Raw genomic sequence first — 24,067 nt, forward strand, 5'->3', positions numbered from 1 at the left:
CAAAATGCAAAAACAACAGAAGTCAGAAAGCGATCTCCTAAGAACCTACGGGCGTATTATTACGTTAACCTTAGTCTTGGTTATTATGGCCGTTATCGCCAGTAAGCACTTTTCGAGTGTTGAAAGTATTGGAACAAAGGGGCTACAGCTTGAGCATAGCCGCCTGTTATATGTGTTGGCTATGGTGAAAAGCCAATGGCTAAGCCAGGGCAGGCCCAGCGCACTTAAACTCAGTTGGGAAGATACAGGTGTTGGTTCAGCAAATCGACAGCTTGATGAGGTTAAGGTTCAGCCTCAAAATAACATTATTCAGATGTCGCCTCAGGGGTGGCCGCTATTAAACTCGAGTGATGAAGCAGGTTGTAGGGCATTATGGCAACAGCTAATGGCAAGTGATTTGCATGACATTAAAGCTGATGTTTTTTATCAAAAAGAGCCAGAAATTTGTCGCTTTACCACAGAGCAAAGTGGCAGCATCAGCTATCAAGCAAGCTCTGGGCGAGTGATTTTTTTAGAAGGCAGTGATTAAAATTTAACTATTACAACTGTTTAAATGTAGAAATGATGCTAAAATTTGTTTACATATAAGCTTTAGCTAGGTAACAATGGTCTTACTGCTGAGATGTTTATTCAATGTTTGTAAGGCGTAAAATAGGTATTTTAGATATGAAATTAAGACAGCAAGGCTTTTCATTAATCGAGCTGGTTATTGTTATTGTTATTCTCGGTTTATTAGCCGCAACAGCAATACCACGTTTTTTAAATGTTACTGAAGATGCGCAAAATGCCAGTATTGATGGTGTTGCTGGTGGACTCGCAACAGCAGTTGGCTTTGTACGTGCTCAGTGGGAAGTTGATGGTCGCCGCAATACGTCCGTTATTTTAGACGGCACAGTGGTGTCATTAGACACGCGATTTGGTTTCCCTACAGGAACAAGTAATACTGATGTCACCGCTATGACAGATGCTACGTGCCAAGAAGTGTTTAATAACGTTTTACAAAGTGCGCCTCGTAACGTGATTTACAATGAAGATGCTCGTGAGCAACGCTACACGGTCAGAGTGCAAAATGGGGTTGGCGGTTCAGCCACGTCTATTGATGGCACAACCGTCACTGGAATTGACTTATGTGTTTACCACCAAGTAGCGTCTTTAACATTAAATCAAAATTCCGGCGTTCCTTCACCCGCTCCTGACTTGTCTACTGCAGGTGCGAAGGGTGTGACATATAACCCTGGTACTGGGCAAGTGCTTAGTTTCAGCAATGACTAGATTTTATTAATTGTTTGTCAATGAAGGTTTTCAACATTGACCAACGAAGAGTAACAATTAAAGTCGCAATATAGCGGCTCGAAAAACAACCACAAAATATGGAATGTTGAGTGGGCATTTTACAAATGAACAGATGTACAAAATTCACATATTTGATTTAAATAAAGGGTCTACATTATGCAAAAGCAACAAGGTTTTACATTAATTGAGTTAGTTGTCGTTATCATCATCTTGGGTATTTTAGCGGTAACTGCAGCACCTAAATTTATTAACCTTCAAGGTGATGCTCGTGTATCTGCGTTAGCGGGTATGAAAGCTGCTATTCAAGGTGCCAACACTTTAGTTTACTCAAAAGCAGCTTTAGCTGGTGAAGAGAAAAAAGCATACAATGATACTACTCCGCCAGCTGTTGATATTGGAACTGGTACTGATGCAGTGACTCAGTATGGTTACCTACAAAGCTTTTTAGATGAAATTGAAAATGCAACTGATGTGACATTCAATATTGGTACTAGTGCAACAGATCCTACTGTAGTGACTGATAATGGTGGAGATTGGACTATTTTCCCAGGTACTGCTGCTGCGACAGTTACTATTTGGCAAGTTGGTGCTCCAGCAACGTGTACTTTAACGTACACACAAGCAACAAGCACTACAGTTTTACCTTCATTTGTAGCAGTTACAGATCCTGATAACTGTTAATCGCTGTCAGAAATTTAAGCCCGCATTATTGCGGGCTTTTTTGTGTCTAAATATCAGGTTTTAAAACACTTTTGTGCTGTCGGTAACACACTATAAATCAACGGAATGATAACATTACCTTGATAAAAGAATATGCTCATGAACATTAATTATAGTGTCAACAAGAGCTGTCGTTGTTCTACTTTTTAGTGAAGGTTTTCAAATGCAAAAGCAACAAGGTTTTACACTTATTGAGTTAGTCGTGGTGATCATTATTTTAGGGATCTTGGCTGTGACCGCAGCACCTAAATTTATCAATTTACAAGGTGATGCTCGAGTTTCCACATTGCAAGGTGCGAAAGCTGCTATTCAAAGTGCCAATAGTTTAGTTTATTCAAAAGCGGCTTTAGCTGGTGAAGAAAAGAAAGATCCTGGCTCTGTTGATATTGGCGCAAGCAGTAATTTGGTGACAGTTTTTGGCTATGCTGAAGGTGATGCCGATGAACTTATTAAAGCGGTTGATATGTCTACTGACGACTGGGATATTACAGGAACAGGCGGTACGGTGAAAATTCAGCAAAAAGATGCACCAACTAATTGTTATATTGAATATACCGAAGCGCAAACATCAGGAAGTACTCCAACTTTCTCAAGTGGTATTTCTGACGGTAATGGTGGTTTTTTACCTATGCCTACAGCGGCTGACTGCTAACATTCGTTTGTAAATAAAAGGTCTGCATGCAGRCCTTTTTTATTGTCTGAAATATTCTCCTCTATGTCGTGTTGTTACCTTTGAAACATCATTGCTAAAAAGTATTTTTAATAAAGGATATCAAGACGTTTATGTTATATTTTGCCATACTGTGTATAGGAAAATGTAATAAAAGGCGTTAACCGTTCGGATGCAGCACAATCAGAGTAAACGATACGCTTCAGGCTTTTCACTTATTGAGCTAGTCACTACGATTTTAATTGTAGGGATTCTTGCTGTGTTCGTCATACCCAAACTGATACCTGAATCGAGTTACAGTGCCTACACTTTGAGAAATGAATTTATAAGTGAACTGAGGCAGGTTCAAATTAAAGCGCTTAATAACAGTGATCGGTGTTATCGCATCACTGTCGATTCAGACGGTTATCAATTAACAACCTATAGTCATAACATTAATGCGTCGTTTGCGGGGTGTGTCCCAGCCCAGCTGATACGAACCGATCTAAAGCAAACCTTTAATGGTGGTGCGTATATTGAGCTTGCGAGTAATTCCAGTACCAGCTTTAGCATGGATTTCGATAATTTAGGCCGCTCAACATTGGCTTGTACTGGTAGTTGCTTTGTCGTTGTTGCTGATGAAAGCCTCACTATAGCCATGGAATCCGAGGGATATATTCATGGTTTATAAATGTCGAGGCGGAGGGTTTACGTTAATTGAGCTTGTTATTGGCATGCTGGTGCTTAGTATTGCCATCGTTATGTTGACGTCGATGTTATTGCCACAGGCTGATCGGGCTGTTGATACATTATCACGGGTTCGCTCTGCTGAACTTGCTCATTCAGTGATGAATGAAATCTGGGGTAAACGTTTTGATGAAAACACGAACTCTAATGGCGGTATTCCAGCGTGTAATTCCCCTTTAGGTGCCAGTTGCTCTTCTACACTTGGACCTAATGGCGAAAATCGCAATGACTTTAATGATGTCGACGATTATCACGGACTCAACATTAACAGCACCATGCTTGATTCTAGCCAGACCTATGCAGATGTTTATATTGGCTATCAGATGTCTGTCAATGTGGAATACGTAAATGGTCAAGCGCAAAAGCTGATTACCATTGATGTCACTACGCCTTCAAGCGAAGTTATTACTTACCAAGCGGTAAGGAGTAATTATTAATGAAGCAAAATGGCAAGCGTTATTCGAAGATGAAGCAAGCGGGTTTTACCCTAGTTGAAATGGTGACCGTTATTATCATTTTGGGGATTTTAGTGGTTGGGGTCAGCAGTTTCGTCATATTCGGAACACGTATTTTTGTTGAGTCGAGCTCAATTGACCAAGTCTTGGGGCAAAGCCGATTTGCTATGGAAAGAATGACGAGGGATATACGCAATTCAGTCCCCAACAGTGTCAGAATTAGGACGGCCAATTTAGGTATTTTTCAGTGTATTGAATTGCTTCCGATTGAGGCAAGCAGTAGCTATTTAGATTTGCCTATTTATCCAGATACATCATCAACGACAGGCACCATTGTTGATAATAATATTAATGTGGCGTCAGGCGTGTTTGCGATTGTTTACCCTCTAGCGAATGAAAGTATTGGCGGCGTTAACGATATCTATCAAGCGAGCCGAAATAAACGTTTTGAAGTGCAATCGAGTAGTTCTGCAGCAGACAAAATCACACTAACGTTTGCAAGTTCGGTTCAATTTGCTGAAGAGTCGCCTATTAAACGAATCTATTTTGCTAATGAGCCTGTGAGCTATTGTTTTGAAAGCGCAATTAACTCTTCGGTTGTCAATCTATATCGTTATGCCAACTATGGTTATTTCATTAGCCAACCAGTGCCATCAAGTATGGGAACTGGGGTATTAATGGCTGAAAATATTACCAATAATTTGTTAGTTGAACCGGCGATTAAAGTCACTGAGCAGAATTTAATGACGAATGCGATAGTCCACCTTGAACCACGCTTTAGTGTGAATGGGGAAACGTTTAAATATCAGCATCAAGTGCAGGTGACCAATGTCCCATAACTATCGACTTAATCGAAAACCACAGCAATATGTAAATCTTGGTGCGAGCAAGCAAAAAGGCAGTGCATTAGTTATTGCGGTTTTTGTCATTATTGTGATGTTTTTATTAGCAGGCACTTTGATTCGGATGCTTGAGGATGGCGATGCTTCTGTAAATGTGGAAGTTTGGGGGGCGAGGGCTTTGTTTAGTGCCAATAGTGCAGCAGATGCAGAGCTAGCAAAGTTATTTCCGCTCTCTGGTGCTGTTGGTGTATGTAGCGCTAATTCAACTTGGACACCGCCTAACTCTGTCGGATTTCATGGTTGCAGTGTCACGGTAACTTGCACACCTATTAGTGTTGACGGAGTAACACAATATCAAATTATTAGTAATGCTGTGTGTGAAACAGGTGACTGTGCGGGTAATGCTGCAACGACAAGTTGTTTAAGGGTCAATCGTCAAGTGGAGGTTGAAGCTCGTGGTAATTAATAAACTTCAGTTACTAAAAGCCTTTATGGCAATAAACTTCCTCATTATTTCATTCAATGTTTTTGCTTTTGATGATATCGACGAGTCAGCAATTTGGCCTGCTGTTGCGCAGGGACATCACTCTGAAAACGGAAGTGGCTGTAATAATATCAATAGTCCGCAATTAACAATTTATTCTGGCTCTAGTATCAGTGGCACAAATGGTGCTGATTTATCATATTGTTCCATTAACACGAATAGCGTCCCAAATGACAGTTGTGATACTGCAGCTGGCGGAAGTAGGGCATGTTCAATTTCAGGCAGTTCTATTCGTGGTTTAAAGATGAATGGTAATCAAGCCTTTAAAAGTAGTAATGGCTCTGCAGGCAGTATTGGTTTTTGTAATTCAGGAGATAATATTACCCTTGGCAACTCTGGTGATACTCAGTTTAATCAGTTAAGTTTTTTTTCTGACTGTACAGTGACCTTTACCAGTAGTAATTCAGAATACCGCTTTAACTCTATACGAGCTGGTGGCGGGTCAGTTCTAAACTTTCCTGAAGGTGACTATTGGATTGGTTCCTTACAATTAGATGCACCAAGTAAAATAGTAACTAGTGGTTCAGTAAGAATTTTTATTGATAATGGTTCTCAAATTAATGGTGGAACAATTAACTCGCTCGCTGAATCAGGAGTACAGGTTATTACTTATAATGACCTAACCCTTAATTCTAAAAACCTAGATGGTCAATCTATTCCGGGTACCATTAATGCAGATGTTTATAGTGAAAATAGAATTACCATCAATTCAGGCGATATTAATGGACGAGTCACTTCAAAGTATCTAGTCATGAATGCTGATGGACGGATAAATGAACCCATTGAACCAGTAGTTTCTTTTCATATTCAATATGGTAAATCCACCTCTGGTAGCGTGACTTTTGATACGGCTTTTCCTGACGGTGTTACGCCTCTTGTTTTTTTAATGCCGACTATCGAGCAAACGAATACTAATAGTGATGGCCCAGCTTCTGTATTTTTAGATGGCACACCGACGACAACCGGTTTTAGTTGGTCTCAACAGGAGTCTCCGTCACCCGCAAGTCGTTATGTTGAATCTGTAGATATGACAGAAATTCACTGGGTTGCGGTGAATGCGGGAACCCATGATTTATCCAATGGTACTCAGCTTATCGCAGGAACAGTAGAGCTTGATACCGCTCTGATTGGCTCCAATAGTCAATACGTTAATGTGGCGTTACCAAGCACACAGAATGTTGTGTTGAATCAATTGCAAACTCAGGTAAATGATTGTTGGTTGACGAGCTTGTCGCAATTTAACAATACAGGGATCCGTTTAGCGATGGATACTTCTGAAGTCAGGAGTAATAACAGTCGGTGCCAGCCAGATAATTTAAATAATAATCAGATTCAGGCGGAAACGGTTGCTTATTTGAGCTTGCAATCAGGCAGTGGCTCAATTGTATTAAACAGTGAAAACCTCAATTATCATTTCGGACAAGCGCAGACTTTTACCGCAGGTAGTGTTCAAGACCTAAGTTACCAATGCGGCTTTACGACTGCGCTTGAAGGGTTTACTAATCCCCCCATCTTTGTCGCAGGAAAAAACAGTCGCCGTGGCGGTGATGGTGGTTGGTTAAGACGGTGTCAGTTAACGAATGACCTTGTAAGTATGGTTAACGATGAAGATACCTATCGAGATTCTGATCGTGGTCATATTTGGGAAAACTATAGTTTTATCGCCTTAGAAAAAGAAGAACAGGTGTTAACTTGTTTTAATGATGATTTTCAACGCAGTGATGTGGGTGAAGATTGGGTGGTCTCAGAAAGTCGCGGTGGGTTTATTCCTACTATTGTGAATAACCGACTTCGGATAACCGAAGCTGCTGGAAATCAGGCTACGTCTTCGACATATCAGCGACTTTTCCCTGCCGCAGGAAACTTAGTGACCATTGAGTTTGATCATTATGCCTATGGGGGTAGTGGTGCTGATGGTATCGCTTTTGTGTTATCTGATGCTTCAATTACTCCTCAGCCTGGTTCATATGGTGGTCCATTAGGCTACGGTGCTCGTTCGAATGTCGACGGTTTTGCGGGCGGTTGGTTAGGTTTTGGTATTGATGAGTATGGTAACTTTTCTACCGAAGGAGGCCCTGGTGGACCTGGTAGAAGACAGCAGTCTGTAGCAGTTCGTGGCTCAGGTTCGGGGACTAGTGGTTACGATTATCTACGTGGTACCTGTAATAATGGGCAAGATAACCCTAGTGGAGGTTGTTTATCGCCTACGGTTGATAATAATGAAAATGCAAATCATCGTTACCGTATAACCGTTGATTCTCAGGTCGCTGGCCAATCAATGGTCAGTGTTGAGCGTGACACTGGCAATGGCTACGAAATGCTCATTTCTCCTTTTGATGCTGCATTAGAACCTAATCAGTCAGCTGTCCCTACTGATTTTTTACTTTCATTAACAGGTTCTACTGGCGGGGCAACTAATAACCATGAAATTGATAATGTTGAAATTTGTGCGCTTGATTCCAACCCAATAGGGGTTGTCATTGACCATTTTGAATTCACTCATACAGGTGCAGCCTTAACCTGTAATGCAGAGCCTATGACATTAAAAGCTTGTGCGAATGCAGACTGTACTCAAACAGTTCCGGACTTTGTTACTGCAACATTGAGTCCTGCAACAATAGCTACTGGTGGCGGCTGGATTGGCGGTAACGTCGTTAGCTTTAGTGGTGGAAGTACCAATTTAGAGTTAAGAAATAATACCGCTGGTTCAGTGACTGTGGATGTAACAGGTTCAACCCCTGGAGCCAAACCATTCAGTACCACTTTATGTAGTATCGCAGGTAATACTCCTACGGCTGCACAATGTACGTTTAATTTTGCAGATAGTGGCTTTATTTTTGATGTGCCGGATAAATTAGCGAATAAACCCACTGGGATGATAAATATCTCCGCAGTAGAGAAAGATAGCGAAACGCTGGAGTGTGTTCCTCAATTTGCCGATGTTACCAAGAGCGTGGGATTCTGGAGTGATTATATAGAGCCTAGTACCGTTATCTCAGGCCAAAATGTCTCTGTGACAGGGTCTGGTACTGCAACGAGTATCGGTACAAGTGTTGGCACACGAACGCCAATTAATTTGGATTTTGACAGCAATGGTGTTGCAGAAATTGACGTGAATTACCCTGATGCGGGCGCTATCCAACTTAACGCGCAATACGACGGAACAGGTGCTGAGGATGGCCTTGTTATGGTCGGGGCTGACACATTTGTCAGCTTCCCTGTCGGATTATGTGTTAGCCCAGTTGATGCTGCTGCGAGTTGTCCTGCCGGAAATCAGACTTGCGCCGTTTATAAAAAAGCGGGCGAAGAGTTTGAATTAACGATTCAAGGTATGGCGTGGGAGTCAGATGGAGATAGCGATTATTGCGATAACCTTGCAACACCAAATTATGCTCATGCAGGAATGACACTCGCAAGTTCCCTTGTAGCACCATCTCCAGGTATCGAAGGTGATATTGGCTTAAGCAGTTATGATCATCTTGCAGCAGCAAATAACAGCAACACGATTACTCAATCAATCAGTGAAGTGGGTGTATTTGAGTTTACCGTTAAGTCAGATTCAAGTTATTTAGGCTCGAGCTTTTATGATATTCCATTGGCTAGCTCAGGTAATATAGGCCGCTTTATACCCGATAGGTTTGCGATTAGTGGTGTTAGCGTATTACCAGCGTGTACTGTATTTAATTATATGGATCAGCCTTTTTCAATGGCGATGAATATTTCTGCATTTAACATTGGCTCAGATGTCACGGAAAACTATCAAGGCGACTTTGCTTTTGCCACGGCGATATTGGTCGGGGAAAACAGTAATGATGGTGATGATAAGCGAAATCGTTTAAGTGCTTTACCAGTATCTGCTAGTTCATGGAGTGCTGGAGTGGCCACAGTTGATAGCAGTTACATGGCCAGCTTATCCCGATTGGCTGCCCCTAATAAAGATGGGCCATTTGAAGACATGGATATCGGTGTGGTTATGGTCGATAACGATGGCGATAATAGCTTTGTGGCAGATCCTGACATGAATGCTGCTACTGCTGGTAGCTGTGGTAGCAATTGCGATGCTAAGCAAATCACAACCCAACGTTTTCGACATGGTCGAGTGGTGATGGATAATACCTATGGTGCAGAAAATGATACCTTGCAAATGCCCACTCGTGCAGAGTATTGGGACGGCGCTGATTGGAGTGTGAATATTCTGGATAACTGCTCCACGGTGACACCTGCTTTAGCTACACAAGTCGATGATTCAGCATTAGGCTATCAATTCGAGCCTAGTTTAACATCTGGGCAAACCATTGTTAGAACTGGGCAATCTTCGATGTTCGTTGCAGGTGAATTTACTTTGCTTTGGAATGCGGTTATTACTGGAACTGCTGCTGACTATCGTGGGCAAGTCACAGCACCACTTATCGTGCCTGAATGGTTACAGTGGTATTGGAACTGGGATAATGCTTCAACGACGACATTATATGATCCAAGAGCCAGTGCTTATTTTGGCCGTTATCGTGGTCACGATCGAATTATCTATTGGCGTGAAAAACGTTAATAGGCAAGTAGAAGCCGAGTGGTTATGAGTCAGTATTGAGCGTGAGGTCGTTCACTATGTCAAAAAATGTTGAAAGCGCGTTTTTTTGACACTAGATTGCCTTAAACATGCTGCTGTTTTTTTGCTCGAATAGTTGGTGTTTTTCTGCGCTGATGGATTAATTTAGCATTATTGTAAAAAAAACACCTAGATTAGCGATTGTTAACCTGTTCGGTCTTGTGGAAAACCAGTGGCATTGATAAAGTTACCTGATTTTTCTTTTTTCTGATGTTACAGAATACAGGCTAGATACATGTTCAAAAAGCTGCGTGGAGTTTTTTCAAACGACCTATCGATCGATTTAGGTACGGCAAATACATTAATTTACGTTCGTGACGAAGGTATCGTGTTAAACGAACCATCGGTGGTAGCCATCCGTGGCGAACGTGGCAGTAGCGGACAAAAATCAGTAGCTGCTGTGGGAACAGATGCAAAGCAAATGCTAGGTCGTACACCTGGCAATATTCAAGCTATTCGTCCAATGAAAGACGGTGTTATCGCTGACTTTTATGTGACAGAGAAAATGCTGCAGCATTTCATCAAGCAAGTGCATAACAATAGCTTTTTCCGTCCAAGTCCACGTGTGCTTGTGTGTGTACCGGTAGGTGCAACCCAAGTTGAGCGCCGTGCGATCCGTGAATCAGCCATGGGTGCTGGTGCGCGTGAAGTTTACCTAATTGAAGAACCAATGGCTGCGGCGATTGGTGCAGGCTTACCTGTTTCAGAAGCGACTGGTTCAATGGTCGTTGATATCGGTGGTGGTACAACTGAAGTTGCGATTATCTCGCTCAACGGTGTGGTGTATTCATCATCAGTGCGTATTGGTGGTGATAAATTTGATGACGCCATTATCAACTACGTTCGTCGTAATTACGGCAGCTTGATTGGTGAAGCAACCGCAGAGCGTATTAAACATACCATCGGTACTGCTTATCCAGGTGATGAAGTGCTTGAAATTGAAGTTCGTGGTCGTAACCTTGCAGAAGGTGTTCCAAGAAGTTTCACTTTGAACAGCAATGAAATTTTAGAGGCACTGCAAGAGCCTTTATCAGGTATTGTAAGTGCTGTTATGGTTGCATTAGAGCAGTCTCCGCCAGAACTGGCTTCTGATATTTCAGAGCGTGGCATGGTGCTGACAGGTGGTGGTGCATTATTACGCGATTTAGATCGTTTATTAATGCAAGAAACTGGCATTCCTGTCATGGTTGCTGATGATCCATTAACGTGTGTTGCTCGAGGTGGCGGTAAAGCCCTTGAGATGATCGACATGCACGGTGGTGACTTATTCTCTGAAGAGAACTAAAGAGCGAAACAACGGCGGTGTTTATTCTGACAAGTATGTTAAGAGTGTCACCGCCTACATATTATGAAACCCATTTTTGTTCGTGGTATATCGCAACAATTTAGATTAACACTGGCAATATTTTTGTCGGTGGTGTTGCTTATCGCCAATGATCGTCTAGATCCCATTCGTCAGTCCATTTCCTCAGTTTTAAGTCCCTTACAATATTTAGCGAATGTCCCCGGTTTATTGTTGGATTGGTCAGCTGACTCCATCGCTACGCGAAATATGTTGGCGATGCAAAATAAAGAATTATTGCGTCAACAACTTATGATGTCTGAGCGATTACAGCGCTTTGAACATTTACGTCAAGAAAACGAACGCCTTCGGGCGTTACTCGGCTCTCCAGTGCATATGGATGCTCGAAAAGTGGTTGCAGAAGTCATGGAAGTGGCAAGTGATCCCTTCAGGCATTATGTCGTGTTAAATCACGGTGCACGTACAGGGGTATTTGTCGGCCAGTCTGTCGTTGATGCCCAAGGGGTTGTTGGACAGGTGATTGAAGTCAGCGAGCTGACGAGTCGGGTGTTATTAGTAACTGATCCTACTCATGGGATCCCTGTTCGAATTACCCGTAATGATGTTCGCGCCGTAGCACAAGGCACTGGGGATATCGACGAAATTGAATTGCGACATGTTGCCAAAAGTACCGATATCGTAGTTGGTGATTTACTGGTTACATCAGGACTTGGGAATCGTTTTCCAGAAGGCTATCCTGTCGCACGAGTGATGACAATTGCACGGGATGCTGGGCAAAGTTATTCGGTTGTTTCAGCTCAGCCATTAGCGGCACTTGATAGGATCCGTTATGTGTTGCTCATATGGCCTGATGATGGCACACAAGAGCAAGTTGATCCTGCTACCATGGTGAACGAGGCTGAACTTGATATTGAATCAGCGGAAGATGAGGTAAGCCAATGAGTGCGCATATCGCCAATGGCCGCTTTGTCGTGCTAGTGACCATATTTATTGGCATGATGTTTCAGATTATGCCGTTACCCAAAATCGTCGAGGCGTGGCGTCCTGATTGGTTATTGATGGTAATGATCTATTGGGCAATGGCATTGCCACATCGCTATAGTATTTTAACAGCTTGGGTATTAGGAGTATTACTGGATGTGCTACTAGGTGCAACCTTAGGTATTCGTTCACTTGCTTTTTCGATTGTGATTTATGTGATTGTAATGCAATCACAACGATTACGTAATTTTACTCGCTGGCAGCAGTCTATTTTGGTCGCTATTTTTATTTGCCTGTATCATTTTATTATTTACTGGGTTGAGTTTGTAGTGAACGGCGTGGCATTTGATTGGTCAATGTTTTTGCCTGCAGTGTCCAGTATTTTCATGTGGTGGTGGGTATTTTGGGTTTTACGAAATATTCGTCGCCGATATAAGGTCCGTTAATATGGGATGGGTTCTCGCTTCGACTTCGCCAAGACGTAAAGCGCTTTTTGCTGAAGCAGCTTTTACAGAGTCAGATTTTACCTTTAGGCAAGTGGCACCAGATATTGATGAGTCGCACCACGATAATGAACCTGCTGCCGAGTTTGTTGTCCGTTTAGCTAAAGAAAAAGCCAGAGTGGGTTTGACCTTATGCAATGATGAGCCAGCTGCGAAAGTGTTGGGTTCAGATACTATTGTCGTTATGGGCGAGGAAATTTTAGGTAAGCCTGAAAACATTAATGATGCAAAGCGTATGTTAACCTTGTTATCGGGTCAAACTCATCAAGTTATGACGGCAGTAGCGGTGACCAACGGTGCAATAACGCTGACTCGTTTATGCCAGACTCAAGTGACATTTTGCGAGATATCAGCAGAGGCTATCGATGCGTATATCAACACCGAAGAACCTATGGATAAAGCCGGTGCATATGGCATACAAGGGCTAGGTGGTTGTTTCGTACAGTCTATCATGGGGAGTTATTCCGCCGTCGTAGGATTGCCGTTAGTAGAAACGCGTGAACTGCTCCATGAAATGAATCAAATTGAATTAACTTAATCTTTCGTTCGCCAACATGTGAATGTTACCACACCTATTTTTGCTGGTAATACATTATCCTTGAAGCGCGGCGTTAAACAGGTGGCTTATGCACACAAAAGCACAGCGTAAAAAAGGATCTGAATTACTGATTAACGTTACGCCAACAGAAGCCAGAGTTGCACTTGTTGAGCATGGCGTTTTACAAGAAGTTCATATAGAACGCCGAATGAAACGTGGCTTAGTTGGTAATATTTATAAAGGTAAAATCAGCCGAGTATTACCGGGTATGCAGGCCGCATTCGTTGATATCGGACTCGAAAAAGCTGCCTTTTTACACGCATCAGATATTGTGCCGCATACTGAATGTGTTGCCGRTGTAGAAAAAGGTAATTTCGTGGTGCGTGATATTGCTGAGCTCGTGCGCCAAGGCCAAGACATTATGGTTCAAGTGGTTAAAGATCCCCTTGGCACCAAAGGTGCTCGTTTAACCACAGATATAACTCTTCCTTCTCGATATCTCGTCTTTATGCCAGGCTCAAGTCATGTCGGCGTGTCTCAACGTATTGAAGAAGAAACAGAACGTGCTCGCCTAAAGAAAATTACCGAACCCTATGTCGATGAAGATGGTGGCTTTATTATTCGCACCGCAGCGGAGGGAGTGGGTGATGATGAGTTAGCCCAAGATGCTGCATTTTTACGTCGTGTTTGGGCGAAAGTGAGCGAACGCCGTAAACGTAAAGGTGCCACTCTCCTGTATCAAGATTTAGCGCTTCAAGTGCGTATTATTCGAGACTTTGTCGGTGAGGAGCTTGATCATATTCAAGTCGACTCAAGACGTACTTTTGCAGAACTTCAAGGGTTTGCTCAAGAGTTCATGCCAGAAATCGCAGACAAAATTGAGCATTACGCTGGCCCTTCTCCTATTTTTGAACTGTACGATGTAGAAAATGAAATTCAGCGTGCATTAGGTCGTAAAGTAGAACTGAAGTCGGGTGGTTATTTGATTATCGATCAAACAGAGGCCATGACAACGGTTGATATTAATACTGGCGCTTTTGTTGGCCATAGAAACCTTGCCGAAACCATTTTTAATACCAATCTAGAAGCAACTCAAGCTATTGCTCGACAATTACGGCTGCGAAATTTAGGTGGCATCATCATTATCGATTTTATCGACATGATGAATGATGATCATAAAAAGCGGGTGTTAGACAGCTTAACAGCAGCCTTAACAACTGATCGTGTTAAAACGAGTGTAAGTGGTTTTTCAGGCTTAGGCTTAGTTGAAATGACCCGTAAACGTACCCGTGAAAGTTTAGAGCATGTGGTGTGCGGTGAGTGCCCTGCGTGCCAAGGTACAGGCTCAATGAAAACGGTTGAAACGGTTTCATATGAGATATTCAGAGAGATTATTAGATTAAATCGAGCATACGCAGCAGATGAGTTTTTGCTGTACTGTTCACCGGCGGTATTCAAAAGTTTAAGTACTGAAGAAGGCCACTTATTAGCAGAATTAGAAGTGTATATTGGCAAACAGATCCGCCTGCAAAACGAGACTTTATATACTCAAAATAAGTATGACGTGGTGATGGTGTAGTGCCCAAAAGTAAAACCGTAAAAGTGTGTCGTTTTTTGTTCCAATTTGTAGCCGTAGTACTGGTACTATTTGCGCTAGCGGTGAGTCTCATCCGAGGATTAATACCTCAGCTTCCTGAAGCGCGATACGAAGTGGTGAATTACCTCAAAGAGCAATATCAGATTGAAGTTCAAGTGGGTAAACTCAGTGCCGAGTGGCAAGCGTTTGGACCTGCATTAACGGTTAATAATCTCGTTATTCCCCCACAGCCATCGCTACCTGTGACCTTAATCGCCAACAAAGTGCACTTAAAACTCGATTTTTGGCAAACATTACTCACTCTGTCCCCTAAAATTGAAACCGTAAAATTTGATGGCATCCATGTTGCGTTAAATGTAGATGAGCTTTCTAGTTCGAAAAGCGATGAGGATGCGAGTACCAATTTAGATTGGTTATATGCCTTGTTACTTGAGCAGCTTGAATATTTTTCTATCAGTGACGGTACGTTACAGTTGCTAAGTCATAGCCATGATTTTAGACCAATATTTATCAGTAATTTGATGTGGCATAACCAACCAGGCCTTCACCAAGCGAAAGGCTTTATGCATTTGGATTCAGAAGCGTCAGCAAGTGAATTATTGGCTCTCAGAATTGATGTCACTGGCGATGGCTACAAACCTGATGAATTAGTGGGTCAAATTTATCTCTCTGCTGAATCATTAGATCTAGGTGAGTGGGCTTCACGTCAACATGACCCTTTATTAAAATTAGATAGTATTGAATTTGAAGGTGTTGTAAATCTTAAAGCTTGGCTAGGTATAGAGCATCGAACTATCAATACAGGCTTGTTGATGTTCGAACCAAGCTGGTTGCAGTGGAATACATCTGATCAGCAAAATAATGAACAACTGCAAAAGTTTGCGATTAATGGCGGTGCGTTAAAGTGGCAACCAAATGACAATGGCTGGCAAGTTACAAGCCATGATTTAGACTTTTCGACCAATGGTGTTCCATGGCCTGAGCTTAATTTATCACTGAAAACTAACTACAGTGACTTATCGGTTAGCGTAAATGAAATTGCGCCTGAAGTGCTCACGCCATTGCTCCCTTTATTTCCTAAAATGGGAGAAAAGGGCGTGGCTCAATGGCAAGAGTTGTCACCAAGTGGCGTTATTGGGCCGCTGCAATTACTTAAAGAGTCAGGGAAACCATTCTTACTCAAAACCGAAATTAACCAACTCAAGTGGTCTGCTACAGAGGGAATACCCGGTAGTGCCCCAATTGATTTACGCTTTTCTTGGGCCAATGGCTTAGTCAATGCTGAGTTCCCAGCACAAGATTATCAACTTGATTTTCAAGATGGGTTTGAAGCTCCGCTTGCGCTTAAAGGTGATGCATTTCAAGTTCAATATAACGTCGATAAGTCGCGCCTGATATTACCTCATGTTCACTTTAGCAATGCCGATATCGATCTCGCTGCATCAATGCAACTGGATTTATTAGAGCAAGCACACCTTGCCTTAAATGCTAACTTAGCCATCAATAATGTTGAACATGCGGGTCGTTATTTTCCGTTAGATGCGATGAGCGATAACTTGGTAGATTATCTAAATGGATCGCTTAAAAAAGGCCAAATTCCTGACGCTGAAATTGTCTGGCACGGTCAACTTAATCAGTTTCCATATCAAGATCATTCTGGCATCTTTCAAGCAGGTTTTAATTTAAATGATGGTGCATTTTTGTTTCAACCCGATTGGCCAGCAGTTGAAGCGTTAAGCCTTTATGCATTATTTGAAAATGCGGCAATGGATATTGTTGTTAACAAAGGGAAGTTATTGGATGTGGATGCCGGCGGTGCACACGTTTATATTCCTTATATGGGTAAAGAAACGACCTTAAGAATTGAAGCTGAGGTTAGCGCAGATGCTGATGCTGCCAAAGCCGTTATTGATAATTCACCGCTTAAAACTTCAGTGGGCTCAACACTCAATGTTGTGCAAATCTCTGGTGACATTGTGAGTGATTTAGATTTAACCATTCCGCTTTATGATGGCGCGAAAGCGAACAATAAAGGCGTGATAACCTTCGATAATAATGCCGTATATATCACCTCTCCCGGGCTGCATTTAAACAGTGTGAGCGGCGCTGTCGAATTTATTAATGCTGAAGTGAGTGGTCAAGAAATCGCGGCAGATTTATTTGAGCAACCATTGCAGTTTAGTTTTGCAACAGAGCAAACGAATAGCGGTGATCTTGCTTTAAGCGTCGATTTGAACGGCCAATGGGACTTAGATAATTTACCGAATTACATTGATAATCCATTATCTGATTATTATTCAGGAAGCCTAGATTGGGATGGTGGGTTAACGATGATTTTTGATCCGCTTGGTTATCGTTTACAAGTACAATTAAATTCAGATCTCACAGGCACAGCATTGTCCTTACCAGCTCCTTTTACTAAAGCAGCCGACGAACCTAGAATGCTGCGTGCTGAATTAATTGGTGATAACAAGCAGTCTTCCTTAGGGATCAAGTTAGGCAAAGAAGCTGAGTTTTGGGGCGGGTTTAATGAGCAAAGTGGTGACTACCTCGCACATTATGATCTGTTACTCGGCCGTCATTTTAAACTGGGTGATAAGCTCGTTAAAAACCAAGGTCACATTCAAATTGACTTACCAGAAGCTGAGTTGACCACATGGCTACCTCTTATCAGTAAATTTACTGATAAAGTGACTTCCAGTATCGATGTTATCGTAGATAAAGAATCAATAGTCGTCAATGATGAAACTGCGCAAACTGCCCCTGATAATACTGCTAAAACGTCAAACATTGAGCCAATTGCTGAACTGGCTAATCAATCTTCTTCAGTAAACGTTGAATCAGAGCCAGTAGTTAACCTTACTGACCTTGATGACAAGGTGAGCTTTTTCCCGCCGTTAACCTTAATCAATGCCCAAATTGGTTCATTGAATATTTTAAGTCAAAACTTTGAGCAATTATCGTTTACAGCCAAGCCGCTTCAGCATGTATGGCGCTTCGATATTGAATCAGAGCAGATGGTGGGTAATATTGATTTTTATCCAAGTTGGCGCGAGCAAGGCCTTAAAATTGTTGCCAGTAAATTGCATTTAGCACCTAATGTGAAAGCGCCAGAAGATGCCGAATTTACCCCAGGCAATTTACTCGATAATTTACCGCCACTTGCAGTTGATGTAGATGATTTTGGTTTATATAAAACGCGTTTAGGCCACCTTGTGCTACAAGGAATACCGTATGAGAATGGCTACCGCTTCCAAACGTTGACCTTAACGAGGCCAATAGTCAGCCTGCAAGCCTCTGGAGATTGGACGTTCGCCGCAGGAAAAAGCATGACCACGTTTGATGTCAATGTAAAAGCCAGCAAGTTTGATGCGTTATCTGAAGCGTTAGGCATCAGTCCTGGTCTTAAAGATGCGCCTGTGGATATGGTGGGAGAGTTTTCATGGCAAGGTGCGCCGTATGAATTCTCATTAGAAACCTTAAACGGCAAATTACGCTTTGATTTGGGTAAAGGGTATTTATCTGAAGTGAGCGATAAAGGTGCTCGTATTTTCTCCTTGTTTAGTTTGGACTCGTTAGTGAGAAAACTCTCGTTAGACTTCTCTGATGTGTTTGGCAAGGGGTTATATTTCGACTCTTTTGGTGGCTCATTGGATATTGATAATGGCGTCGTAAAAACCACAGATACAGAAATGGATGCGATAGCAGGCAACATGAAAGTACGAGGCTATACTGACTTAACCACTCAAAGTTTGAATTACGATATTCGCTTTATTCCGCAATTAGCCTCGAGCGTCCCAACTGTAGTGCTATTAAGTACCAGCGCTTGGACATTAGGCTTAGGCGCCTTTGCACTCACAAAAGTATTGGAGCCAGTCATTGAAGTCATTTCTGAAATTCGTTTCAGATTAGGCGGTACAATGAATGATCCTTTGCTAGAAGAGTTAGAGCGTAAGAGTAAAGAAATCGAAATCCCTGAATCAATTTTACCTCGCGAAAAAGTGGAAACTGAGCCACAAAGCAATCTGCAAGGTGCTCAACAAGACCAATTGCAACAGGCGAGTGAGCGATTAGATGTCAATGACTCTGGCACTCAAACTGTAACTGAGATGACTGTACCAGACAGTTCCAATGTACCTGCAATCAGTATCGAGGCGGATAGCAGCAAAAACAGCGATAACATCATTATTAACAGCAATACTCAAACCGAGACTGATTCCGATAACGCTCCTAAAGGGGAGGGTAGCAGTCCGATATCATTTGTTGATTACCAGCAACGTCAAAGCCAAGGAGGCGCTAATGCAAGTCAACTTACTGCAATGTCAGAGCAGCAGGGATGTTCAAGCCAACTTAGCTTTTATCGACGAGCAGCTTAGTCAACTTCCAAGGCAAGAAAATCAGCCTCAGCTCGTTGTATTACCAGAATGTAGTTTGTTATTTGGTGGTCATGAACAGCAACAGTTATCAGTCGCTGGAGATGATAAAACCAGTGAGCTGAAACAGGCTTTAGCTGCATTGGCTAAACATCATCGAGTGTATATGGTGGCTGGAACCATTCCTATTTTAGCGAATGATGGACGGGTATATAGCCGAAGTTATTTATTTGATGATGCAGGTGATACCTTAGGCAGTTATGATAAGTTACACTTATTCGATGTCGACGTTGCCGACAGTACACGCTCATATCGTGAAAGTGATACTTTTTGTCCTGGCGATCGTATTAGTGTTATCGATACCCCGTTTGGTAAAGTGGGTTTAGCTATTTGTTATGACGTAAGATTTGCCGATTTATTCCGTGCTTTACGAGCTGCAGGTGCTGATATTATTGCTCTGCCATCAGCGTTTACTAAAGTGACAGGTGAAGCTCATTGGCAAGTGTTAGTGCAAGCTAGAGCGATTGAAAGTCAATGTTACATTCTGGCAGCTGATCAATGGGGCAAACATAATCAAGGCAGCCGAGAAACTTGGGGGCAGAGTATGATTGTCGATCCTTGGGGTCACATTGTCGCCGAACGAAAAACGGGAACAGGTTGGGTGCAAGGTCAGATAGACCGACAACAACTAAACGATATTAGACAACAAATTCCAGTCGTGGAGCACAACCGCTTTAACTTACCCGTGCTAACGACAGCACTTTAATCAATGTATTAAAGTCAGAAAGATAAATGAGACATCGCTGTTGCGATTGATGAATTACATTTTTACAAGCCAAAGGGCTTAAAGAGAGAATTAATGCCATTTCTAGCTCAAGTTGAACAAAGTTTATTACATGATGGGTTAACCCTTGATGGGCTACAGGATTACCTTAATATTATTCACCAACATAATATTGATTTTTCAGACTTATATTTTCAAGGTAGCCGCCATGAAACTTGGGCATTAGAAGATGGCATCATTAAAGAAGGCAGTTTTCATATTGAACGTGGCGTAGGGGTTCGAGCCATAACGGGTGAAAAGACAGGCTTTGCTTATGCTGATGAAATTACTCCAGCAGCGCTGCAATCAGCAGCTGAAGCTGCACGAGGTATCGCAACCGCTGGTCAGCAACATCAGGTGCATGCCTTTAAGCGTCACAATACTCACGCACTATACAAAAGTGACGATCCCATTGCAGCAATGGAAGAAGCGCCAAAAATCAACCTGCTTAAACAAACCGATGCATACATTCGCAGTCTAGATACACGTATTATCCAAGTCGTGGTTAGTTTATCAGGGGTGCATGAAGAAATTTTAGTTGCAGCCAGTGACGGTACGCTTGCTGCTGATATTAGACCTTTAGTTCGTTTCAACTGTAGCGTCATTCTTGAAGACAATGGTAAACGTGAGCGTGGCAGTGCTGGTGGTGGCGGTCGTCATGATTACAGTGTGTTTTTAGCGACAGATGAAGCTGGTTTACCTGTTTGCTTTGAGTTTGCTCGAGAAGCTGTACGTCAAGCGCAGGTGAATGTGAACGCCATTGATGCCCCAGCAGGTGAGATGCCCGTTGTCCTCGGTAATGGCTGGCCTGGTGTATTGTTACATGAAGCGGTAGGGCATGGCTTAGAAGGTGACTTTAACCGTAAAGGCAGTAGTGCATTTAGTGGCAAAGTGGGTCAGCAAGTGGCATCAGAGTTAGTGACGGTCGTGGATGACGGTACAATTGAAAATCGTCGTGGTTCATTGAGCATCGACGATGAAGGCGTGCCAACGCAAAAAACGACTTTGATTGAAAACGGTATCTTAAAAGGCTATATGCAAGATAAGTTAAACGCGCGCTTAATGGGACAAGCTACGACGGGTAACGGTCGCCGTGAGTCTTATGCTCATTTACCTATGCCACGTATGACAAACACTTATATGGAAGCGGGTACTTCGACGCCAGAAGAGATGATTAAGTCGGTTAAAAAAGGCATTTACGCTCCTAACTTTGGTGGCGGGCAAGTGGATATTACCTCGGGTAAATTTGTATTCTCAGCCTCCGAAGCGTATTTGATTGAAAATGGTGAAGTGACCGAAGCAATCAAAGGCGCCACATTAATTGGTAATGGACCTGAAGCCATGAGCCAAATCTCGATGGTCGGTAATGATCTTTCGTTAGATAAAGGTGTGGGTGTTTGCGGTAAGGATGGACAAAGTGTGCCTGTTGGTGTGGGTCAGCCTACATTGAAACTAGATAGCTTAACCGTTGGTGGAACGGCATAAACGGAAAAATAAAGGTGCTGTAATGGCACCTTTTTATTTTGTACTACACTCATTTAGAATATTTAAAATCAATCTCTTACGCTAGAAGTAAACAGTAAAACTAGTTATAATTCGCCAATTTAGAGTTATTACTCTAACTAAAGGATGAGGTTCATGAGGCATTTAGCTGTTTTCAATATCAAAGTAAGACAAGTCTTGTCACTAGTACCCATTGGGGTATTTGTTATCACTGCTTCATTATCCCATGTGGTTAGCGCTGAATCGCTTTCGTTTGCTAATGCATGGAAACAGTTATTAACTGTCAGTGATAAATTAAAAGCCCAATCTCAAGAAGTCAGCCGTGCTGAAGCTGAAGAGCGAGCCGGTGAAGACATGAATTTGCCTTCATTAAATCTTGCTGGTAGCTATACCCGTTTTGAAAAGCCCATTGAATTAGATTTACGAGATCTGAATCCCATTGCTGCAATTGACCCAGGTGCGCTTCCTCCAGCACTGGGTGAAGCGTTAGCGGCTATTCCTGGCTCTTTATTTGTGACTCCTTTTACTGAGCAGGATATTTTCCGTGCTAGCTTACAAGCTATGTGGCCAATCTATACTGGCGGTAAAATTACCGCGGCTCAAGGTATTCATGCTGCTCATGTCGAAGAGAAAAAACATCAATATTCGCTTACCTCTAGAGACATGTTTAATCAGCTTGTTGATCGTTACTTTGCTGTGGCGGTAACAGAAACCTTAGTGGCAACGAATCAGCAATTAGTGGACTCATTAACCGAACATGAGTCTCACGCACAAAAACTAGAACGTGAAGGACAAATTGCAAAAGTTGAACGCTTAAATGCACAAGTGGCACTAGAAAATGCCAAAGTAAACCTTGGCAGTGCAAAGCGTCAGCATGAAATGGCTCAAATTGCGCTATCAAGAATGCTGCATTTACCTGAATCTGATCCTACTTCAGGGTTATTCAGTTTGCCTCAGTCGCCGTCATTACCTCGGTTAAGTCAGTTGACCTTAACGCAGCACCCAGCGCTCAAATTACTGGAAGCGAAAGAAGCGCAAGCCAATGGTCTCATTCAACTAGAGAAAGGTCGCTACCATCCAACAGTGTTTTTATATGGTAATTACACCTTATATGAAGACGATAGCTTGTTCTCACAAATTGAACCTGACTGGATGGTTGGAGTGGGGGTAAACGTGCCTATCTTTAGTCGTGATGGTCGCAGTGGCAAAGTTGAGGCTGCACAAAGTGCTTTATTGCAAGCTAAGTATACCAAGGCGCAAACCCAACAAGACCTGAGTTTGCTGCTTGATCAAAGTTATCGACAACTACAGCAGGCCGATGAAGAAGTAAAAGCATTGAATGCCTCATTAGCGTTAGCAACAGAGAACCTTCGCCTACGTGAACTGGCCTTTAATCAGGGGCTATCAACATCCATTGATCGAGTGGATGCTGAATTAAAATTAAGTGCAGTTAAAACTCAGCAGCTTGGGGCGCAATATCGTTTCGTGCAAGCTTATGCAAGGCTAATGACAATTAGTGGCCAATTAGATGAATTTATCGGACGCACCCAACTTCAGGAGAATCAAAATGCGGGCTAATCGAATTATTGCAGTTATCGCCATTCTTATCCTGTTGGGGATATTGGGTTATGGTCTGAAACTAGCATTTGAGCCGAAAGAAAACCTGTTACAAGGGCAAATAGAGGCTCGTGAATACAATATCTCATCTAAAGTACCGGGTAGAGTTGAGCAAGTGATGGTGCGCCGAGGCGATAAAGTTGCCGTTGGTGATTTACTGTATGCGATTAATAGTCCTGAGTTGGATGCAAAGTTAATGCAAGCTGAAGGGGGGCGTGATGCTGCCAAAGCCATGCAACAAGAAGCGGATAACGGGGCACGTCAGCAACAAGTGACAGCGGCGAAAGAGCAATGGTTAAAAGCCAAAGCGGCAACCGATTTAATGGCAACCACCTATCAGCGAGTTGAAAATCTATTTGATGAAGGTGTTCTGGCCAGACAAAAGCGTGATGAAGCATTTACTCAGTGGAAAGCAGCGCAATATACCGAACAAGCAGCTTTAGCCATGTATCAGATGGCAGATGAAGGGGCGAGAGTAGAAACCAAAGCCGCTGCCGCTGGTAATGCTCGCATGGCAGAAGGTGCAGTAAAGGAAGTCAGTGCAATTTTAGCTGACAGTCAAATGCGATCGCCTAAAAATGCCGAAGTAAGCGAAGTCTTATTACAGGCAGGTGAGCTAGCACCGAGTGGTTTCCCTGTTGTCAGTTTAATTGATATCACTGATGCATGGGCTGTCATGCAAATACGTGAAGACCAATTGGCAGATTTCAAGCAAGGGCAAACGGTTGCCTTAACCATTCCTGCATTAAAGGTTACTGAGGACTTTACCATTGCTCATATTAGCGTGATGGGCAGTTTTGCGACTTGGCGATCCACTGAAAGTGGCCATGACTTTGATATGCGTACCTTTGAAGTTGAGTTACGCCCCAATCGCCCGATTGCAGATTTAAGAGTCGGCATGTCTGTGCTGTTAAGTGTCAATTAGCATCATTAGTTACAAACTGATTAAGGTGCTTCTTATGACTAAGGTGCGAAG

The 24,067-nt window shown here is 42.6% G+C and carries 19 protein-coding genes; all 19 read left to right on the plus strand.

Features of this window, described 5'->3' with window-relative positions; all coding sequences use genetic code 11:
- Window positions 1–4 precede the first annotated feature (4 nt).
- The gene (locus tag A9267_RS14140) at window positions 5–529 is read left to right on the plus strand and encodes a hypothetical protein (protein ID WP_065109630.1); all 525 of its coding nucleotides are present in this window, start codon (window positions 5–7) and stop codon (window positions 527–529) included.
- A 137-nt stretch (window positions 530–666) separates the two neighbouring features.
- Complete coding sequence (locus tag A9267_RS14145; protein WP_055022915.1) at window positions 667–1,272, plus strand: prepilin-type N-terminal cleavage/methylation domain-containing protein; 606 nt, start codon at window positions 667–669, stop codon at window positions 1,270–1,272.
- Between the two features lie 177 nt (window positions 1,273–1,449).
- Window positions 1,450–1,974 (plus strand): type II secretion system protein, encoded by a 525-nt coding sequence (locus A9267_RS14150; protein ID WP_055022914.1) that lies wholly within the window; start codon window positions 1,450–1,452, stop codon window positions 1,972–1,974.
- Window positions 1,975–2,176: 202 nt separating this feature from the next.
- On the plus strand, window positions 2,177–2,665 hold the full coding sequence (locus A9267_RS22170; RefSeq protein ID WP_065109631.1) for a type II secretion system protein: 489 nt from the start codon (window positions 2,177–2,179) through the stop codon (window positions 2,663–2,665).
- A gap of 190 nt (window positions 2,666–2,855) precedes the next feature.
- Complete coding sequence (locus tag A9267_RS14160; RefSeq protein ID WP_065109632.1) at window positions 2,856–3,353, plus strand: type II secretion system protein; 498 nt, start codon at window positions 2,856–2,858, stop codon at window positions 3,351–3,353.
- Window positions 3,343–3,846, plus strand: coding sequence for a type IV pilus modification PilV family protein (locus A9267_RS14165; RefSeq protein WP_065109633.1), 504 nt, complete (start codon window positions 3,343–3,345; stop codon window positions 3,844–3,846). The genes A9267_RS14160 and A9267_RS14165 overlap by 11 nt, the downstream gene beginning before the upstream one ends.
- A complete protein-coding gene (locus A9267_RS14170; RefSeq protein WP_065109634.1) occupies window positions 3,846–4,703 on the plus strand; it encodes a PilW family protein in 858 nt (285 codons plus the stop codon). Before A9267_RS14165 ends, A9267_RS14170 begins: the two co-directional genes overlap by 1 nt.
- Window positions 4,693–5,172, plus strand: coding sequence for an MSHA biogenesis protein MshP (locus A9267_RS14175; protein ID WP_065109635.1), 480 nt, complete (start codon window positions 4,693–4,695; stop codon window positions 5,170–5,172). Before A9267_RS14170 ends, A9267_RS14175 begins: the two co-directional genes overlap by 11 nt.
- 25 nt (window positions 5,173–5,197) lie before the next feature.
- Window positions 5,198–9,796: a DUF6701 domain-containing protein gene (locus tag A9267_RS14180; RefSeq protein WP_065110025.1), complete on the plus strand. Its 4,599-nt coding sequence runs from the start codon at window positions 5,198–5,200 to the stop codon at window positions 9,794–9,796.
- Between the two features lie 292 nt (window positions 9,797–10,088).
- A complete protein-coding gene (locus A9267_RS14185; RefSeq protein WP_055022908.1) occupies window positions 10,089–11,138 on the plus strand; it encodes a rod shape-determining protein in 1,050 nt (349 codons plus the stop codon).
- Between the two features lie 63 nt (window positions 11,139–11,201).
- Window positions 11,202–12,098, plus strand: coding sequence for a rod shape-determining protein MreC (mreC, locus tag A9267_RS14190; RefSeq protein WP_065109636.1), 897 nt, complete (start codon window positions 11,202–11,204; stop codon window positions 12,096–12,098).
- The gene (gene mreD / locus A9267_RS14195) at window positions 12,095–12,583 is read left to right on the plus strand and encodes a rod shape-determining protein MreD (RefSeq protein WP_055022906.1); all 489 of its coding nucleotides are present in this window, start codon (window positions 12,095–12,097) and stop codon (window positions 12,581–12,583) included. Before mreC ends, mreD begins: the two co-directional genes overlap by 4 nt.
- 1 nt (window position 12,584) lies before the next feature.
- Entirely contained in the window at window positions 12,585–13,178 is a 594-nt protein-coding gene (locus A9267_RS14200) for a Maf family protein (RefSeq protein WP_065109637.1), read from the plus strand.
- Between the two features lie 88 nt (window positions 13,179–13,266).
- On the plus strand, window positions 13,267–14,757 hold the full coding sequence (gene rng, locus A9267_RS14205) for a ribonuclease G (protein ID WP_065109638.1): 1,491 nt from the start codon (window positions 13,267–13,269) through the stop codon (window positions 14,755–14,757).
- Window positions 14,757–19,151 carry a YhdP family protein gene (locus A9267_RS14210; RefSeq protein WP_065109639.1) on the plus strand — a complete coding sequence of 1,465 codons (4,395 nt, stop codon included), beginning with the start codon at window positions 14,757–14,759 and terminating at the stop codon, window positions 19,149–19,151. Before rng ends, A9267_RS14210 begins: the two co-directional genes overlap by 1 nt.
- Entirely contained in the window at window positions 19,075–19,914 is an 840-nt protein-coding gene (locus A9267_RS14215; RefSeq protein ID WP_065109640.1) for a carbon-nitrogen hydrolase family protein, read from the plus strand. Before A9267_RS14210 ends, A9267_RS14215 begins: the two co-directional genes overlap by 77 nt.
- 93 nt (window positions 19,915–20,007) lie before the next feature.
- On the plus strand, window positions 20,008–21,456 hold the full coding sequence (gene tldD, locus A9267_RS14220; RefSeq protein ID WP_065109641.1) for a metalloprotease TldD: 1,449 nt from the start codon (window positions 20,008–20,010) through the stop codon (window positions 21,454–21,456).
- 153 nt (window positions 21,457–21,609) lie between these two features.
- Window positions 21,610–23,052, plus strand: coding sequence for a TolC family protein (locus A9267_RS14225; protein ID WP_156669172.1), 1,443 nt, complete (start codon window positions 21,610–21,612; stop codon window positions 23,050–23,052).
- A complete protein-coding gene (locus A9267_RS14230; protein ID WP_065109642.1) occupies window positions 23,042–24,016 on the plus strand; it encodes an HlyD family secretion protein in 975 nt (324 codons plus the stop codon). Before A9267_RS14225 ends, A9267_RS14230 begins: the two co-directional genes overlap by 11 nt.
- Window positions 24,017–24,067 lie beyond the last annotated feature (51 nt).

Origin of the sequence: Shewanella sp. UCD-FRSSP16_17, from assembly GCF_001675935.1 — a bacterium.
GTDB lineage: Bacteria > Pseudomonadota > Gammaproteobacteria > Enterobacterales > Shewanellaceae > Shewanella > Shewanella japonica.

Coding starts and splice junctions, on each gene's coding strand:
- A9267_RS14170 (WP_065109634.1), top strand. CDS start 3,846: ATGAAGCAAAATGGCAAGCGTTATTCGAAGATGAAGCAAGCGGGTTTT.
- A9267_RS14175 (WP_065109635.1), top strand. CDS start 4,693: ATGTCCCATAACTATCGACTTAATCGAAAACCACAGCAATATGTAAAT.
- A9267_RS14160 (WP_065109632.1), top strand. CDS start 2,856: ATGCAGCACAATCAGAGTAAACGATACGCTTCAGGCTTTTCACTTATT.
- mreC (WP_065109636.1), top strand. CDS start 11,202: ATGAAACCCATTTTTGTTCGTGGTATATCGCAACAATTTAGATTAACA.
- A9267_RS14200 (WP_065109637.1), top strand. CDS start 12,585: ATGGGATGGGTTCTCGCTTCGACTTCGCCAAGACGTAAAGCGCTTTTT.
- A9267_RS14230 (WP_065109642.1), top strand. CDS start 23,042: ATGCGGGCTAATCGAATTATTGCAGTTATCGCCATTCTTATCCTGTTG.
- mreD (WP_055022906.1), top strand. CDS start 12,095: ATGAGTGCGCATATCGCCAATGGCCGCTTTGTCGTGCTAGTGACCATA.
- A9267_RS14225 (WP_156669172.1), top strand. CDS start 21,610: ATGAGGCATTTAGCTGTTTTCAATATCAAAGTAAGACAAGTCTTGTCA.
- A9267_RS14180 (WP_065110025.1), top strand. CDS start 5,198: ATGGCAATAAACTTCCTCATTATTTCATTCAATGTTTTTGCTTTTGAT.
- A9267_RS14185 (WP_055022908.1), top strand. CDS start 10,089: ATGTTCAAAAAGCTGCGTGGAGTTTTTTCAAACGACCTATCGATCGAT.
- A9267_RS14215 (WP_065109640.1), top strand. CDS start 19,075: ATGCAAGTCAACTTACTGCAATGTCAGAGCAGCAGGGATGTTCAAGCC.
- A9267_RS14140 (WP_065109630.1), top strand. CDS start 5: ATGCAAAAACAACAGAAGTCAGAAAGCGATCTCCTAAGAACCTACGGG.
- A9267_RS14150 (WP_055022914.1), top strand. CDS start 1,450: ATGCAAAAGCAACAAGGTTTTACATTAATTGAGTTAGTTGTCGTTATC.
- tldD (WP_065109641.1), top strand. CDS start 20,008: ATGCCATTTCTAGCTCAAGTTGAACAAAGTTTATTACATGATGGGTTA.
- A9267_RS14145 (WP_055022915.1), top strand. CDS start 667: ATGAAATTAAGACAGCAAGGCTTTTCATTAATCGAGCTGGTTATTGTT.
- A9267_RS22170 (WP_065109631.1), top strand. CDS start 2,177: ATGCAAAAGCAACAAGGTTTTACACTTATTGAGTTAGTCGTGGTGATC.
- A9267_RS14165 (WP_065109633.1), top strand. CDS start 3,343: ATGGTTTATAAATGTCGAGGCGGAGGGTTTACGTTAATTGAGCTTGTT.